The sequence below is a fragment of the Paracoccus sp. MKU1 genome (genome assembly GCF_001447385.1).
Lineage (GTDB): Bacteria > Pseudomonadota > Alphaproteobacteria > Rhodobacterales > Rhodobacteraceae > Paracoccus.
Window position 1 is genome coordinate 1 of record NZ_LLWQ01000218.1, and the last position, 14,696, is coordinate 14,696.

The 14,696-nt window shown below is 66.5% G+C and carries 19 protein-coding genes and 1 pseudogene; 12 read left to right on the forward strand and 8 right to left on the reverse strand.

Features of this window, described 5'->3' with window-relative positions:
* From AQY21_RS28170 to AQY21_RS24280, 3 genes and pseudogenes are all read right to left on the reverse strand, one after another.
* Window positions 1-237 (reverse strand): annotated as a pseudogene (locus AQY21_RS28170) (IS481 family transposase); the annotation flags it as partial.
* A 170-nt stretch (window positions 238-407) separates the two neighbouring features.
* Window positions 408-1,778, reverse strand: a complete 1,371-nt coding sequence (locus tag AQY21_RS24275; RefSeq protein WP_058100161.1) for an ATP-binding protein — start codon at window positions 1,776-1,778, stop codon at window positions 408-410.
* Window positions 1,775-2,434 (reverse strand): response regulator transcription factor, encoded by a 660-nt coding sequence (locus AQY21_RS24280; protein ID WP_058100162.1) that lies wholly within the window; start codon window positions 2,432-2,434, stop codon window positions 1,775-1,777. The genes AQY21_RS24275 and AQY21_RS24280 overlap by 4 nt, the downstream gene beginning before the upstream one ends.
* A gap of 141 nt (window positions 2,435-2,575) precedes the next feature.
* On the opposite strand from AQY21_RS24280, the gene AQY21_RS24285 reads away from it, so the two are divergent.
* From AQY21_RS24285 to AQY21_RS24315, 8 genes are all read left to right on the forward strand, one after another.
* Entirely contained in the window at window positions 2,576-2,890 is a 315-nt protein-coding gene (locus AQY21_RS24285) for a PepSY domain-containing protein (RefSeq protein WP_058100176.1), read from the forward strand.
* Window positions 2,883-3,008 (forward strand): hypothetical protein, encoded by a 126-nt coding sequence (locus AQY21_RS30290; RefSeq protein ID WP_369807839.1) that lies wholly within the window; start codon window positions 2,883-2,885, stop codon window positions 3,006-3,008. Before AQY21_RS24285 ends, AQY21_RS30290 begins: the two co-directional genes overlap by 8 nt.
* Before the next feature lie 48 nt (window positions 3,009-3,056).
* A complete protein-coding gene (locus tag AQY21_RS24290) occupies window positions 3,057-3,515 on the forward strand; it encodes a cytochrome b/b6 domain-containing protein (protein ID WP_369807840.1) in 459 nt (152 codons plus the stop codon).
* A gap of 189 nt (window positions 3,516-3,704) precedes the next feature.
* The gene (locus tag AQY21_RS24295; RefSeq protein ID WP_058100163.1) at window positions 3,705-4,007 is read left to right on the forward strand and encodes a PepSY domain-containing protein; all 303 of its coding nucleotides are present in this window, start codon (window positions 3,705-3,707) and stop codon (window positions 4,005-4,007) included.
* Window positions 4,008-4,118: 111 nt separating this feature from the next.
* Entirely contained in the window at window positions 4,119-4,499 is a 381-nt protein-coding gene (locus AQY21_RS24300) for a PepSY domain-containing protein (RefSeq protein WP_058100164.1), read from the forward strand.
* Window positions 4,500-4,525: 26 nt separating this feature from the next.
* The gene (locus AQY21_RS24305; protein WP_058100165.1) at window positions 4,526-4,996 is read left to right on the forward strand and encodes a DUF2271 domain-containing protein; all 471 of its coding nucleotides are present in this window, start codon (window positions 4,526-4,528) and stop codon (window positions 4,994-4,996) included.
* Between the two features lie 9 nt (window positions 4,997-5,005).
* Window positions 5,006-7,213: a PepSY domain-containing protein gene (locus AQY21_RS24310; RefSeq protein WP_058100166.1), complete on the forward strand. Its 2,208-nt coding sequence runs from the start codon at window positions 5,006-5,008 to the stop codon at window positions 7,211-7,213.
* Window positions 7,194-8,159 carry an FAD:protein FMN transferase gene (locus tag AQY21_RS24315; protein WP_058100167.1) on the forward strand — a complete coding sequence of 322 codons (966 nt, stop codon included), beginning with the start codon at window positions 7,194-7,196 and terminating at the stop codon, window positions 8,157-8,159. The genes AQY21_RS24310 and AQY21_RS24315 overlap by 20 nt, the downstream gene beginning before the upstream one ends.
* 11 nt (window positions 8,160-8,170) lie before the next feature.
* Here the strand turns inward: AQY21_RS24315 and AQY21_RS24320 are convergent, their stop codons facing one another.
* On the reverse strand, window positions 8,171-10,069 hold the full coding sequence (locus AQY21_RS24320; protein WP_058100168.1) for a heavy metal translocating P-type ATPase: 1,899 nt from the start codon (window positions 10,067-10,069) through the stop codon (window positions 8,171-8,173).
* 61 nt (window positions 10,070-10,130) lie between these two features.
* A complete protein-coding gene (locus tag AQY21_RS24325; protein ID WP_203416651.1) occupies window positions 10,131-10,469 on the reverse strand; it encodes a hypothetical protein in 339 nt (112 codons plus the stop codon).
* Here AQY21_RS24325 and AQY21_RS24330 point away from each other — a divergent pair.
* The 4 genes from AQY21_RS24330 (at window position 10,468) to AQY21_RS24345 (ending at window position 12,476) form a co-directional block, all read left to right on the forward strand.
* Window positions 10,468-10,647 (forward strand): hypothetical protein, encoded by a 180-nt coding sequence (locus AQY21_RS24330; protein ID WP_058100170.1) that lies wholly within the window; start codon window positions 10,468-10,470, stop codon window positions 10,645-10,647. The two genes, AQY21_RS24325 and AQY21_RS24330, sit on opposite strands and share 2 nt — an antisense overlap.
* A gap of 154 nt (window positions 10,648-10,801) precedes the next feature.
* Complete coding sequence (locus AQY21_RS24335) at window positions 10,802-11,428, forward strand: TetR/AcrR family transcriptional regulator (protein WP_058100171.1); 627 nt, start codon at window positions 10,802-10,804, stop codon at window positions 11,426-11,428.
* Window positions 11,429-11,438: 10 nt separating this feature from the next.
* Complete coding sequence (locus AQY21_RS24340; protein WP_058100172.1) at window positions 11,439-11,882, forward strand: SRPBCC family protein; 444 nt, start codon at window positions 11,439-11,441, stop codon at window positions 11,880-11,882.
* A 105-nt stretch (window positions 11,883-11,987) separates the two neighbouring features.
* A complete protein-coding gene (locus AQY21_RS24345; protein ID WP_058100173.1) occupies window positions 11,988-12,476 on the forward strand; it encodes a VOC family protein in 489 nt (162 codons plus the stop codon).
* Window positions 12,477-12,579: 103 nt separating this feature from the next.
* Here AQY21_RS24345 and AQY21_RS24350 read toward each other — a convergent pair whose 3' ends face one another.
* The 3 genes from AQY21_RS24350 to AQY21_RS24360 all read right to left on the reverse strand — a co-directional run.
* On the reverse strand, window positions 12,580-12,993 hold the full coding sequence (locus AQY21_RS24350; RefSeq protein ID WP_058100174.1) for a hypothetical protein: 414 nt from the start codon (window positions 12,991-12,993) through the stop codon (window positions 12,580-12,582).
* 15 nt (window positions 12,994-13,008) lie between these two features.
* Window positions 13,009-14,292: a sulfite oxidase gene (locus AQY21_RS24355; protein WP_058100175.1), complete on the reverse strand. Its 1,284-nt coding sequence runs from the start codon at window positions 14,290-14,292 to the stop codon at window positions 13,009-13,011.
* 207 nt (window positions 14,293-14,499) lie between these two features.
* Window positions 14,500-14,696: NAD(P)(+) transhydrogenase (Re/Si-specific) subunit beta (locus AQY21_RS24360; RefSeq protein ID WP_161906114.1), on the reverse strand; the 197-nt coding region annotated here is incomplete at its 5' end.

The following is a 14,696-nucleotide window of genomic DNA, read 5'->3' on the forward strand; positions in this document are numbered from 1 at the left end:
CGTATGCTTGCGGAAGGCGACGATGATCGCCTCTTCCTCGGGTGAGAGCACCGTCGAGTGCGGAGCTTTCGGCCCCGTCGGAAGGTCGGCCACCGAGGTCCGCTTCTTCCATTTGGCCACCGTCTTCTGGTTGATCCCGTAGCGCTTCGACAGCGCTCTCAGGCTCTCTTGACTATTTTGTATTGCTCGACGGATTGCCTCTGTCGTCGTGGCGCTCCCATGAAGAATCTGTCCCATAGCGCATCCCTCCAAGCTTGGGAAAACAATGCACCATCAAATGCCGGGATCAAACACCTAGGCTTTGCCCTTTCGAGATCAACATTCTGCGCCCCTTATATGCAGATGCATCCTGTTCCGGCGGACACAGCTAGCCCGATAGTTTACAGATCCGTTGACCGGTTATCGGTTCAACGAAAGGCCGCACTTGCCTGGCAAGGCGGGATCGGTTGCCGCGAAGCCTTGGGCAAAACCACCGCCGCTTCAAAGCCGGACGAGCTTCCCGGTCTCGGCGACTGCAAGGTGAGCTTTGACGAAACCCGGTCCGCAATGCTGGCGACGATGGCAAGGCCAAGCCCGCTGCCTTCCGTTCTGGTCGCCCCCCTCTCGAAACGGCTGGTCAGCCGGCCAAGCGCCTCTATCGGCACGACAGGGCCGTCATTGGCGACGCGGAACGTGCCGTCCTCACCGAGGCTTACCTCGATCGGCCCATCAGGTGCGCCGTGCCGGAGGGCGTTCTCGACCAGGTTGCGGCAGATGATGCCAAAAGCATCGGGATCGAGGTCGGACATCACTGGACGCTCCGGCAAGGCGAGTGCGATGCGGTTCGGTGCGGTCCGCTCGATATCGTCCACGACCAGGCGGGCGGCGACGCGAAGATCGGATAGGTGATCGAGCCGCAACCGCCCGCCCTCCGCCCGAGCCAGTTGCAGCAGCCGCTCGGCGATCCGGGCCAGCCGCTTTAGCGAGGCCTCGATCTCGGCGGCCCGGTGGCCGGCGCCGGTATCTTTCGTTTCCACCTGTATCCGCTGGGCCTGCGCGATTGCGCCTGCCAGCGGTGTTCGCAATTCATGCGCGGCGTTGGCGGCGAAGGTGCGTTCCGCCTCGAATGTGGCCTTAATCTGTCCCAGAAGCGCATTGACCGCAGCTCCCACCGGGGCGGCCTCGACAGGAAGGTCGTCGCAGGCGACGGGGGCGAGATCCTGCGGCGAGCGTACCGCCAGCCGGTCGCGGTAGCGGCGCAGCGGGGCCAAGCCCGAGCGGACGGTTAATACGATTGCCAGCAATGCGGCGGGGATGAACACCAGCAGCGGCAACCCAAGGCCCGTCCTGACATCGCGTGCCGTCGCCGCGCGGTGGGCAAGCGGTTCGGCGACCGTGAGGCGGATCGTGCCTTGCAGGGCGTCTTCGCCATACAGGCGATGGGTCGCGGTGGTGCGGAAACCCGGCCCGTCCCATTCCGGGAAGATATTGGGGTCGGCCTCATGCGATTGCAGAAGGATACGCCCCTCGTCATCTCGCACGATATAGGTGAGGAATTCGTCGTGGTCGCGCAGGTCGGCAAGGTGTTGCGTCACACCTTCCTCCTCACGTCCGACGATCTCGACAGCGGCCAGCGGCAATAGGCGCTGCGCCGCCTCCTGTAGTGACGAGTCGAAGATTCTGTCCATCTCGTGCCGCAGCATGACCGCCGTGGCGGCGGCGGCGGCGATCCACAGAAGCGTCAGAAGGATGCCCAGAGACACCCCCAACCGCATCTGAAGGCTGCGTGGCATCGTCATGGCGAACCCAGCCGGTAGCCCAGTCCGCGCTCGGTCTCGATCATCTCGGCGCCCAGCTTCTTGCGCAGCCGGCTGACATGGACCTCGATGGTGTTGCTTTCCACCTCGGTATCGAAGGCATAAAGCTTTTCCTCAAGTTGTGCCTTGGACAGAAGCTGCCCTGGGCGGGTGAGGAACGCCTCGAACAGCGCCCATTCGCGCGCGGTCAGTTGCACCGGCTGGCCATCGCGGCGGATACTGCGGGCGGCAAGGTCGACGGCAAGCGGGCCGTGGATGATGATCGGGTTGGGATTGCCGCTATAGCGCCGCGCGACCGAGCCGATGCGCGCGGAAAGCTCGGCCAGATCGAAGGGCTTGACCAGATAGTCGTCGGCGCCGGCGTTCAGCCCTTCGATCCGGTCCGAAATCTGGTCCAGCGCGGTCAGGATGATCACCGGCGTCACGTCGCCGCCGGCGCGCAGCGACCGAAGGAAGGTGATGCCCCGCCCGTCGGGCAGCATGAGGTCCAGCAACACCAGATCATAGCCGGCGCCGGCCATCGCATCGCCGGCCGCATCCAGGCGGGTGACCCAATCCACCGACTGCCCGCTTGCGGTGATCTGGTCCCGCACGGCGGCGCCCAGAACGGTATCGTCTTCGATCAGCAGGATCCGCATGATCTTCCTACTCGTTTGCCTCTGGCCATTATGGCGATCCGGGCTGACGCAAAGCTGATGGCGGGAGTCCCAAAGCTTCAGCATCCCGTCAGGTTCGCGGCGCAGAATGTCATCCGATGGCCGTTATACGGAGTGTGGTCCATGAAGAGATCGCTGACAATTCTGACCTTTCTCGCGGCCCTTCCGTCCGGGGCTGCACTTGCCGGTGACGACTGTGCCGTGCCGCTGGCAGACTGGCAGCCAAGAAGTGCGGTAGTGCGGCTCGCGGAAGAAAACGGATGGGTGGTGCGGCGCATCAAGATCGACGACGGCTGCTACGAGATAAAAGGCACAGACCGGGAAGGACACCGCATCGAGGTGACGGTCGATCCCGGCACGCTTCAGGTGATCGAGATCGAATACAAGGACGGAAGCGATCGGCACTCCCCTGAGGGCAGGGGGCGCAAACATGATTGAGGCGAAAAAGGACGGCGGTATTTCGGACGTTGCCGATACCACGCGCCTGGTGCGGGTCTGGGATCCGGTGGTGCGCAGCTTTCATTGGGGCCTGGTTGCCGCCTTTGCAGTGGCATAGCTCGCGGCGGACGAGGCGCAGCCGCTTCACGAGGCGGCCGGCTATGCGGTGGCGGCATTGCTTGTGCTCCGCCTGATCTGGGGTTTCGTCGGCAGTCACCATGCCCGCTTCGCGCAATTCATGCGTGGCCCTGCCGCGACGTTGGTCTATCTCGGAGACATGCTGCGCGGGCGGGAGCGGCGCCATCTCGGGCACAACCCGGCCGGCGCCGCGATGATCGTGGCACTTATGATTACCCTTTCCGGCACCGCGCTGAGCGGCTGGCTGCTCGAACAGTCGATCGAGGAAGCCCATGCCGTGACGGTTGTGGGCGAGCATGGCGGCCGGGAAGTCAGGCGGGACAAGACCTTGAAGGAGGTGCATGAAACGCTGGCCAACCTGGCGTTGGTCCTCGTGGCCCTGCATGTCGGAGGTGTGGCGCACACCTCATGGCGCCATCGGGAGAACCTGCCCCGTGCCATGGTCACGGGCCGAAAGCGCCCCCCTGGCGCAAATGACATGACCTGATCGTTACGCATTCCCACTGTTGTTGCGGCCCCGCCTGTCTGGCGGGGCCGGTTTGCTTTGCGCGACCGTTGCGGTTCGTCGGGGCAGGCTGACGGAAAGCTGACGCAGGTTTTCCGCGGCGATCAGGATCACGTCAGCTGCGCCCTCCAGATTGGTTTCATCAGGCAACCAAGGCTGAGGAGCATCGCCATGAAAACTATCCTGACCGCCACCGCATTCGCCCTCGCGATCCCCGCCGGGGCCGCGCTTGCCGGCCCGACCTGCAACGTGCCGACCGAGAACATGCAGTCCTGGGAAGCCCTTATCCAAGTGACCGACGAGTTCGGCTGGAGCATCTCGAAAATGGAACTGGATGACGGCTGCTATGAGCTGAACGTCATCGACCAAGGCGGCAACGCCCTGAAGATGACCGTCGATCCCGGGACGCTGGAGGTGATCGACGGCAAGGTCAAACGCTGGAGCGACGGCACCAGGCCCGAAAAGCGCAACTGATCGCCGCAAGGGTCCGCCTCGCCATCGAGGTGGACTCCTTTCCACACGGGCGTTCGCCTCGGCCATAGCCGGGAAAGTGCCCCCGAGATGATCGTAAAGGACATTCGAACCATGAAAACGCTGTTGATCGCCATAACCGCTCTCGCGGTATTGCCTGCGGCGGGGGCATTGGCGGGCGACGACTGCCATGTGGGGCGCGGGGCCTGGCAGCCGCGCGAGGCGGTGATGCAGGCCGCCGCCGGCCTCAGCTGGCATGTCGAGAAGATCGAGGCCGATGACGGCTGCTGGGAGGTCAAGGGCCGCGATGCCCAGGGCCGGCGCATCAAGGCCAAGCTGGATCCCGCGACTTTGCAGGTCGTCAAACTGCGCCACAGGGATGGCGAGCAGGACCGTAAGCGGGATCGCGGCGGTGCAACCCCTGTCGCGCCCTCGGCCCCGCCCGCCAATCCGCTGTTCCAGAACGGCACCCCGCCCGTGGTGCGGGTGAACTGACATATCAGGCAGAAGAGAGCAGAGACATGAAATCCATCCTTGCAGCCCTTGCGCTGACTTCGGCCCTGGTGGCCCCCGGCCTCGCCATGGCCCGGCCGGTCACCCTCACCACCACGCTGAACACTTACGGCGGCGATGGTGCCTATCTGGTTCTCTACGTTACCGATGCGCAGGGGGCATATGCCGGAACCCTATGGATGGCCGGCGGCAAGTCGAAATATTACGAACATCTCAGCGACTGGTATCGCGCCAGCGGCGGCGACCTGGCGCAGATCGACGGCATCACCGGCGCCAGTGTCGGCGCGGGCCGGTCGCTGGAAATCACCCTCGACCTTGCCGATGCGCTGTTCGATGCCGGCTATACGCTGCATGTCGATGCTGCCGTCGAGGACATGCGCGACAGCCCGAATGACATCGCCATGCCGCTGACGACGGCAGGAGTGGGGCAGCCTGTGCCTGGCCGCCGCTATGTCGCCAGCCTCCGCTACGACATGTGAGATGGTGCCATGATCCGCGCGCTGCATCGCTGGCCGGGTCTGCTGGCCCTTGCTCTCGTCATGGTCCTCGCGATCAGCGGGGCGGTGCTCTCGGTCTTTCCCGTGGCCGAGCGGTTTTCCACGCCGCAGGCCGAGGCCGGCCTGACCGTTGCCGATCTCGCAGGACGCATCCGGGCTGCCTATCCGGGGGTGGAGCAGATCCGGCGCGCGCCCTCGGGCCGGATCACCGCGTTCTGGTTCGACGACGGCACGCCCGGCGCGGCGGTGATCGACCCGGCGACCGGCAAGGGCATCGCCAGCGCCGATCCCGATCCGGTCAAACGCTGGTTGACCAACCTCCACCGTTCGCTGTTCCTGGGCGATGCCGGTCGTATCGCCATGGCCATTGGCGCCGTGGCGATGCTGGCCCTGTCGGCCTCCGGCGCAATGCTGGTCGCGCGGCGCATGGGTGGCTGGCGGCGCTGGTTCGCCCCTTTGCGCGGGCCGGCGTCGAGCCGCATCCATACCGGGATCGCCCGCGTGGCGGTCGCGGGGCTGGTTTTGTCCTCAGCGACTGCGCTGTGGATGGCCGCCTCGACCTTCGACCTCCTGCCCGACGGATCGACACAGCCGGCCTTTCCGACCGAGGTCAGCGGCCGCACCGGAGCCTCCCTCGCCGCAATGGAGCCGCTGGCCGCTACTTTGGTCACGGAACTGCGCGAACTGAGCTTTCCCTATCCGGGCGACGCCACGGACGCCTTCACTCTGAAGACGGATCGCGGCACCGGCTATCTCGATCAGGGGACCGGTGAGCTTCTGGCCTGGGCCGAACCGATCATGTGGGAACGGGTATCGGAAACCATCTACATGCTGCACACCGGCCAGGGGGCCGCGTCTCTCGGCCTCGTGCTGGGTGTGATGGCGCTCGGCGTGCCGGCAATGGGGATGAGTGGTCTTGTGCTCTGGTTCGCAGGGCGGCGGTCAAGGCCGCGTATCCGTGGCAATCATCCTGCGAAAGGGGCTGGGACCATCCTGCTGGTGGGCTCGGAGGGCGGCAGCACCTGGGGTTTCGCAGCGACGCTCCAACATGCGCTGACCACGGCGGGTCAGCATGTCCATGTCGCGCCGATGTCCGGCTTCGATCCGGCGCGCTATCCGCGCGCCGAGCGCTTCATCATCCTTGCCGCCACCTGGGGCGAGGGACAGGCTCCCGCCACGGCGAAGGGGTTCATCGACCGCCTCGCGGCGCTGGAATCCGTCCCTGAGGCCCCGCTCGCCGTGCTTGGTTTTGGCGATCGCAGCTTTCCCGCGTTCTGCGCTTTCGCCGATGAGGTCGCGAGCCTGGCTGCTGCCAGGGGCTGGGCGCAACTGATGCCGTTCGACGCCGTCGATCGCCAGTCGCCGCAGGATTTCGCCCGCTGGGGTCGCGCCCTAGGGGCAGCGCTAGGGATCGAGCTTGCGCTTGAACACCTGCCGATCCCGCCGGCGACGCAGTTGCTCACCCTGATCTCACGCCGCGATTATGGGGCCGACGTGCAGGCGCCGACCGCGATCCTGCGCTTTTCCCTGCCGCGGGCGACAGTCCTGCAACGGCTCACAGGTCGGGGAGTTGGCCGGTTTCAGGCCGGTGATCTACTCGGCGTCATGCCCGAGGGCGCGGACTTGCCACGCTTCTATTCGCTGGCGTCCGGACGGCGCGACGGGTTCGTCGAGATCGTGGTGCGCAAGCATCCCGGCGGCCTTTGCTCCGGGCAGCTTCTGGCGTTGGAGCCCGGTCAGGCGATCCACGCCTTCGTCCGGCACAATCCCGCTTTTCACAGCCCAAAAGGAAAGTCGCCGCTGATCCTGATCGGCGCCGGCACCGGGATCGGCCCGCTTGCCGGCTTCATCCGGGGCAACCGGGGGAAGCGGCCGGTTCATCTCGTTTTCGGGATGCGCCACCCCGACAGCGACTTCCTTTATCGCCAGGATCTGGCAGGCTGGCAGGCCGATGGCCGCCTCGCGCGCTTGACCACCGCGATCTCGCGGGGGGCAAAGCCGTGCTATGTGCAGGACGCGCTGCGGGCCGAGAGCACCGATCTGATCCGGCTGATCCGGGACGGCGCGCGCATCATGGTCTGCGGCGGGCGCGACATGGCGGCGGGCGTGGGCGAGGCACTGACCGACATCCTCGCGCCGGCCGGCCTCACCCCGCTGGCGCTGAAAGCGGAGGGGCGCTATGCCGAAGACATCTACTGACCCGATCCGCCACGCGCTGAATGGCCCGACCATGGGGACGCGCTGGTCGGCGCTTTTCCATGCCGATGCCGGGCTGGACCCCGCCCCGGTGCAGGCGGCCTTGCAGGCGGCCGTGGCGGAGGTCGACGCAGCGATGTCGACATGGAAACCAGACAGCGATCTGATGCAACTGAACCGTGCGCCCGAGGGCGTGTGGATGGCCGTTCCCGCCGGGTTGGCCGAGGTGCTCGATCTCGGGCTGAGGATCGGGACCGCATCGGGCGGCGCTTTCGACATCGGCAGGGGCGATGCGGTGCGCGCTTGGGGTTTTGGGCCCGAGCCGGCCAATGTCGGGGCCATCCGCGCGGCGATGGCCGCTGCGTGCCGGCCCGCGCATGAGGCGCTGGAGATCGACCGCGCGGCCGGACTGGCGCGAAAACACGCGCCGATCACGCTCGACCTGAACGGGATCGCCAAGGGTTACGGCGTCGACAGGCTGGTCGGGACGTTGCGGGGGTTCGGCATCACCGCATTCCTTGTCGGCATCAACGGCGAGATGCGAGCATCCGGGCTGCGGCCCGATGGCGTGCCTTGGACAGTCGCCGTCGAGGCGCCCGATGCCGAACGCCGCGCGCCTCATTCGATCCTCACCCTGAAGAATGCCGCCGTCGCCACATCGGGCGACTACCGGCATGGGATAACTGTTCAGGGCCAGCGCCTGTCGCATACGATGGATCCGGCGACGGGCGCCCCGCTCCGCTCGTCGCCGGCTTCGGTCACGGTCGTCGCCCGCACCTGTGCCGAGGCCGATGCCTGGGCGACGGCGCTGATGGTGCTGGGTCCGCAGGCCGGCGGCGAGCTCGCCTTGAGCCTCGGCCTCGATGCGCTGTTCCTCATGCGCGAGGCAGGAGGCATCCGGACGCATGCCGTCGGGACGCTGTTCCGCAACGCACAGGTTGCCGGCTGAGACATGGTGCCTCACCCTTTCAGCCGGCGGATTGGATCGGACAAGAGCCGCAGGCCGTTCAGCACCACCAGCACGGTGCCGCCTTCATGGCCGATCACGGCGAGCGGCAGCGGCAGGTCGAAGAACAGGCCGCCGATCACCAGCACCACCATGGCGCCGATGGCGAAGGCGAGGTTCTGGCGGATGATCCTCGATGCCCGGCGGGCCAGCCGATGCGCGTCGGCCAGCCGTTCCATATCCTCGGACAGCAATGCTACATCGGCGGCCTGTAGCGCGACTTCGGAGCCGGCGGCGCCCATGGCGATGCCGACATCGGCGCGGGCAAGAGCGGCCGCGTCGTTGACGCCGTCGCCGACGAAGGCGACCTTGCCGGTCGCGGCGAGTTCTCCCACCTCGCGGACCTTGTCCTGCGGCAGCATGCCGGCCAGGATCTCGTCGGGTTCGAGGCCGAGCTCGGCGCCGATGCGCAGCGCCACGGGCCGGCGGTCCCCCGTCATCATGACGATCCGGCGCACGCCGCTGTTGCGCAGGGCGCTGAGCGCCGCAACGGAGCTGGCCCTGGCCTCGTCCGCTACGGCGACGGCGCCCAGTACCGTTTCGCCACGGCCGAGATAGACGACCGTGTGGGCGCCGTCCGCAAGCGCCTGCAAGGCAGGGTGGTTGATCGAGGCGTTCATCTCCTCGGCGAGGTAGGGATTGCCGGCCCAGAGCGGCCCGAGCGCGTCGGAACCTTCGATGCCGATGCCGGGCCGCGCGGTGACGTCGGCGACGCTTGCCGCATCGAGCCCGCGCGCGGCGATCTCGCGGCGGATGGCAGCCGCCAGATGGTGTTCCGAGTGCGCCTCCAGCCCGGCCAGCAGCGACAAGAAGCGGTCCTCATCGCCATCGAGCACGACGATATCCGTCACCGCCGCGCGGCCGGTGGTCAGCGTTCCGGTCTTGTCGAAGGCGAAGCTGTCGACGCCGGCCAGCGTCTCCAGCGCGCCACCGCCCTTGAACAGCACGCCGCCGCGCGCCGCCGCCGACAGGGCCGACAGGATGGCGGCGGGGACGGAGATGACGATGGCGCAGGGGCTGGCCGCGACCAGCAGCGTCGCCGCCCGGTAGAGCGCCTGTTCCCAGTCGCGCCCCAGCCAATAGAAGGCGGCGAAGGCGACCATCGCGCCTGCCACCACCGCGACGGTGTAGCGTTGCCCGAACCATTCGCTGAACCGCTCAGAGGGCGCGCGGGCGGCCTGCGCCTCAGTCACCAGCCGGATCATGCGGGCGATGGTCGAGTCGCCGACGGTGCGGGTGACGGAGACCTCCATCACGCCGTCGAGGTTGACGGTCGCCTCGAACACCTGCGCGCCGGCCTCCTTGGAGACCGGCATGGATTCGCCGGTGATGTTGGCCTCGTCGATGCCGCCGCGGCCGGCGACGATGACGCCATCGGTCGGCACACGAGCGCCGGGGCGCAGCACCACCACGTCGCCGACGGCGAGCACAGCTGCGGCGACTTCCTCGATGGCGCCGCCAGCGGTCTTGCGCAGTGCCGTTTCCGGCCGCAGCGCCATCAGCGCCTCGATGGCGCGGCGCGCCCGGCCGAGCGCGCGTTCCTCCAGCGTGGTTGAGATGCTAAACAGCGTCAGCAGCACCGCGCCCTCAAACGGGGCCCCGACGATTGCGGCGGCGATTGCTGCGACGATCATCAGCAGGTCGATGTCGAGCACGCGCTCGCGCCACAGTTCCGAAAACGCGCGCCAGCCTGTCGGCAGGCCGCCCGCGAGATAGACGAACACCAGCCCCGGAAGCTCTAAAGCGTCCAAAGCTTCGCTCGGCAGCCACCTTCCGGCCGCCGCCATCACTATGCCGAGCACGGTGATGAGCGAAAGGGTCAACGACAGATCAACAGGTGGAAATCGCTTCATATCAGGTTCCTGGCTGGCGAGGTTGCGGCTGGCAGCCGCCATCGCTGGCTGGGTGGGTGGATCAATCGGATGGCTTATGGCACTGCAATGCAAGGGCTGCGATGGCAATCCAGATGGCGCTGCGCAGGATCATTGCGCCCATGGTGCGCGTCTCCCATGCACCGCCGGCACCGACATGCCACAGGAAGGCGGCAAAGACGGCCACCGTTGCCGTGGCGATGGCAATCGCAAGCATCGGCGCCCAGCCCGCGCCGCGCCACAGGCCGATCCCGGCCAGGACATAGGCAAATCCCGCGACGAAGTTGAACCACAGGACGAACGGCATCACGGCACCCATGTCGACGTCGCCGAGCAGCGCCCGACCACCCGAAAGGATCCGTTTCGCGCGCGACCTGGCCATGGGCTCGGCTCCGCTGACCATCGGCGGGGCCAAGTATATCCTGAATGGCGCCGCCATAGGTGGGTTCGATGCCGACGAGGCGGAACGGCTGATCGACGCCGCCGCTGCCAGCGAAGACTATCGCGAGGGCCGCGCCGCATTTGCCGAAAAGCGCCAGCCGCAATTCCGGAGACATTGAAGTACCCCCTTTTCGGGAATGCTGGCCGGCAGCAGGTGATGTGTCTGATCGGTCGGCAAGTGACTGCATCCTGGCGTCTCTCCGCCATCACGTCGCCACTTCACCCTTGATTACATACCAACCAGTCGGTATTTTTAATCCCAAGGAGAGTCACATGCCCGCCCGAATCGCGAAACCCAATGCCCGTTCCAAACTGCTCGATGCCGCCTTGTCGATGATCCGCGCCAAAGGCTATTGCGCCACGACGGTCGACGAGCTCTGCGCCGCCGCCGGTGTCACCAAGGGCGCCTTCTTCCATCACTTCAAGAACAAGGACGAGTTGGGGGTGGCCGCCGCCGAGCATTGGTCCGAGGTGACGGGCGCCCTGTTCGCCGCTGCACCCTATCACGATCATGCCGATCCGCTCGACCGCGTGCTCGGCTACCTCGCCTTCCGCAAGGCCTTGCTGCAAGGCAGCGTGCCCGATTTCACCTGTCTCGTCGGCACCATGGTGCAGGAGACCTATGACACGGCTCCGGCCATTCGCGACGCCTGCGACCGCAGCATCAGCAGCCATGCCAGGACACTCGAGGCGGATATCGAGGCGGCGATGCGCGACCGAGCCATGTCACCCGATTGGACGCCCGAGTCGCTGGCCCTCCACATCCAGGCCGTCCTGCAAGGCGCCTTCATCCTCGCCAAGGCAAAGGGTGGACCACAAGTCGCCGCCGACAGCATGGACCATCTGACCCGCTACCTGACGCTGCTGTTTCGCGCGGGCGGCGAAATCCCCAACCCGTAAGGAGACTGACATGCCCAGCACCATCAACCTGCACCGCGTCATCGCGGCGAAGCCCGAAAAGGTTTATCGGGCTTTCCTCGAACCGGATGCCATTGCCAGTTGGCTTCCGCCCTTCGGCTTCCTCTGCACCGTCCATGAGCTGGACGCCAGGGTCGGCGGCAAGCACAGGATGTCCTTTCGGAATTTCACCACCGGGGACAGCCATTCCTTCGGCGGCGAATATGTCGAACTCGTTTCCGGCGAACGGCTGGTCTACACGGACAGGTTCGACGACGCGAACCTGCCGGGCGAGATGCGGGTCACCGTCACGCTGAAACCCGTGTCGGTAGGCACCGAAATGACCGTCGAGCAGACCGGTGTGCCGGACCTGATCCCGGCCGAAGCCTGTTACCTTGGCTGGCAACAGAGCCTGCGCAAGCTTGCGAGCCTGGTTCAGCCCGAAATCGACCAATAGCGACGACGGAGCGCTGTCGGCGGAGTGTGATGCGGAAACCGTGCGGCCCGGAAAGGCAAACGCCGTTCGATCCTGCGCGCGCCCCCAGACCAAAGGAGACCAGAGATGACCGATCTTGTGACATGCCTGTGGTTCGACCATGGCGAAGCCGGCCAGGCGGCCGCATTCTATGCCGCCACCTTTCCCGACAGCCATGTCGACCGGGTGAACGCCTCCCCCTCCGACTATCCCGGCGGCCAGGCGGGCAACGAACTGACCGTCGAATTCACCGTCCTCAACCGAAGGTTCATCGGCCTCAACGGCGGCCCGGTCTTTACGCCGAACGAAGCGGTCAGTTTCATGGTGCTGACCGAGGACCAGGAAGAGACAGATCGCTACTGGAACGCGATCGTCGGAAACGGCGGCCAGGAGAGCGATTGCGGCTGGTGCAAGGACCGCTGGGGTCATTCCTGGCAGATCACCCCGAAGCGGCTGATGGAGCTGACGACCGATCCCGACCGCGCCAAGGCTAGGCGCGCGATGGAGGCGATGATGACGATGCGGAAAATCGACATCACCCGGATCGAGGCGGCCGCGTCTGCCGGGGCGGCGTGACCGGGCAAGGGACGGCGACGAACGACAGCTCATCACTGTCCTGCCGCGGCACGAAGGCCGAAGCCATCCGACCACGCTGGGGAATCCCCTTCGTCAACACCTTCTATCTCTCTGAAGAGAAGTTGGTCTTGAGATAGGTCAGGATCAGCGCCTTGGTTTCCGGCTCGGGTTCGACCATCCCCTGCGCCTCGACCATCCAGGTCCACAGCTCGTCCCAGCGATGGTCGGTGACGCGCTGCTGCTTGATGATCTCGGTCGAATGGCAGGCGACGCATTGGTAATAGGTCTCCTCGGCGCCTGCGCCGTCGGGCAGGCCGCCGAATTCCTCGTTCCCCGCCCGCGCCGCGCCCGCATCGGCCCTGGCGCGGATCGCCGCCATCGGGTCGAGCGGGTTCGCGCCGGCCGGCCGGCCCGCCAGCGCGCTCATCGGATCAAGCCTCGCCTCGGCCGCGGCCGGGCCGGTCCCCAGCACCAGTACGGCCAGGCCGGCGGCAAGCTTCGTGACGATATCGAACATCGCGCCCTCCCCGGCTCAGGCGACCGCGACCAGCGCGATGCGGTGCTGGATGTTGTTGGCATAGCCGCGCGGGTTCCAGACCGGCGACAGCGGCGGCTGGCCGATGCCGTCCTGATCGACCGCCCGCGCCCAGACCTCGTAATAGCCGTGCTGCGGCAGGGTCAGGTTCGCGCGCCAGCGTTGCCAGGCGAAGCGGTTCGGCGCCGGCTCCAGCGCGGCCTCCTGCCAGGTCTGGCCGAAATCCAGCGAGACATGCACCGCGGCCACGTCGCCCTTGCCGCACCAGGCATGGCCGCGGACCTCGACCGCCTCACCCGCTTTCACCTCGGCGCCGGTCTCGGGAAAGGTGACGATGGACTTCACCGGCATCTCGGTCAGCACCACCATGTCCTCCTCGGGCACCTCGGTGCCGGGGGCGATCGGATAGGCCGGGATGCGATAGGAATCGCCGGTCATCTTGGCGCCGTCATGCTCCCTGTCGCGGACCCGGATGCGGTTGAGGTATTTCTGCGAGACCGAGGCGGGATAGCCCGGCACGATCAGCCGCAACGGAAAGCCGTGCAATGCCGGCAGCGGCGCGCCGTTCATCGCCCAGGCGATGACGGCATCCTCTTCCAGCGCCTTCTCGATCGGCACCCCGCGCGAGATCACCTCCTTCTCCTCGTCGCCGCTCAGATGCACGTCGTTGCCGTAATGTCCGGTATAGACGGCGGTTTCCTTGACGCCGGCCTCTTTCAGCACGTCGGCCAGCCGCACCCCGGTCCATTCCGGGCAGCCGACCGCGCCGACGGTCCATTGGTTGCCCGAGGTTCCGGGCTGGAAGAAGGCCCGGCCGTTGCCGCCGCATTCGATCACCAGCCGCCGGGTGACGGTCTCGAAGCGCGACTTCAGCTCGTCGATGGTCAGCTCCAGCGGGGTCTCGACCTCGCCGTCCACGGTCAGCACCCAGCCCTCGGCGTCCTGGTCCAGCGCCGTCTGCGGCACCAGCCCGTTCATGCGGACGAACAGCCGCTCATAGGGCGTCACGTCGTCGTCCAGCAGATGCGCCGGGGTCTCGGCATTCAGCGGCCGGTCGCCCAGCACCACCAGCCCCTGCTTGCCCGCCATCAGGTCGAGGCCAGCGTCCTGGGCCAGCGCGGCGGGCACGAAGCCCGCGGGCAGGTTGCGCTCGAACGGGACGGCCATGCCCAGCATGGCGCCAAGCGCGGACAGCCCCGTCGTTTTCAGAAAGCGTCGCCGCGATCCGCTCGGGGCCTCGGCATCCTGCGGGATCAAGGTGGAATCGGTTCTATCGGACATGGGTTTCCTCCGTGGCTTGGTGCGCTTTGCGCGCAACCGGCTGTCCGCAAGGCCCTCCTCCAGGACGCGCCTTGCAACTTCATTTCGGGAAAGCATTGCCCATCGGCAAAGCTATAACAACAGTAACTCGTTGTGTTTATTTGGATATATCGGAGACACCTGAGGGCATCGAGCTGCATCGCCGCCACCAACAGCGAGATCCCCCCCTCACTCGATCATTGGCAGGAGCTGGTCGATGGATTTTTTTGCGTCGCCGTAGAACATGCGGGTGTTTTCCTTGTAGAAGAGCGGGTTCTCGATGCCGGAATAGCCGGTGCCCTGGCCGCGCTTGGAGACGAAGACCTGCTTGGCCTTCCAGACCTCGAGGACCGGCATGCCGGCGATCGGCGAGTTCGGGTCCTCCT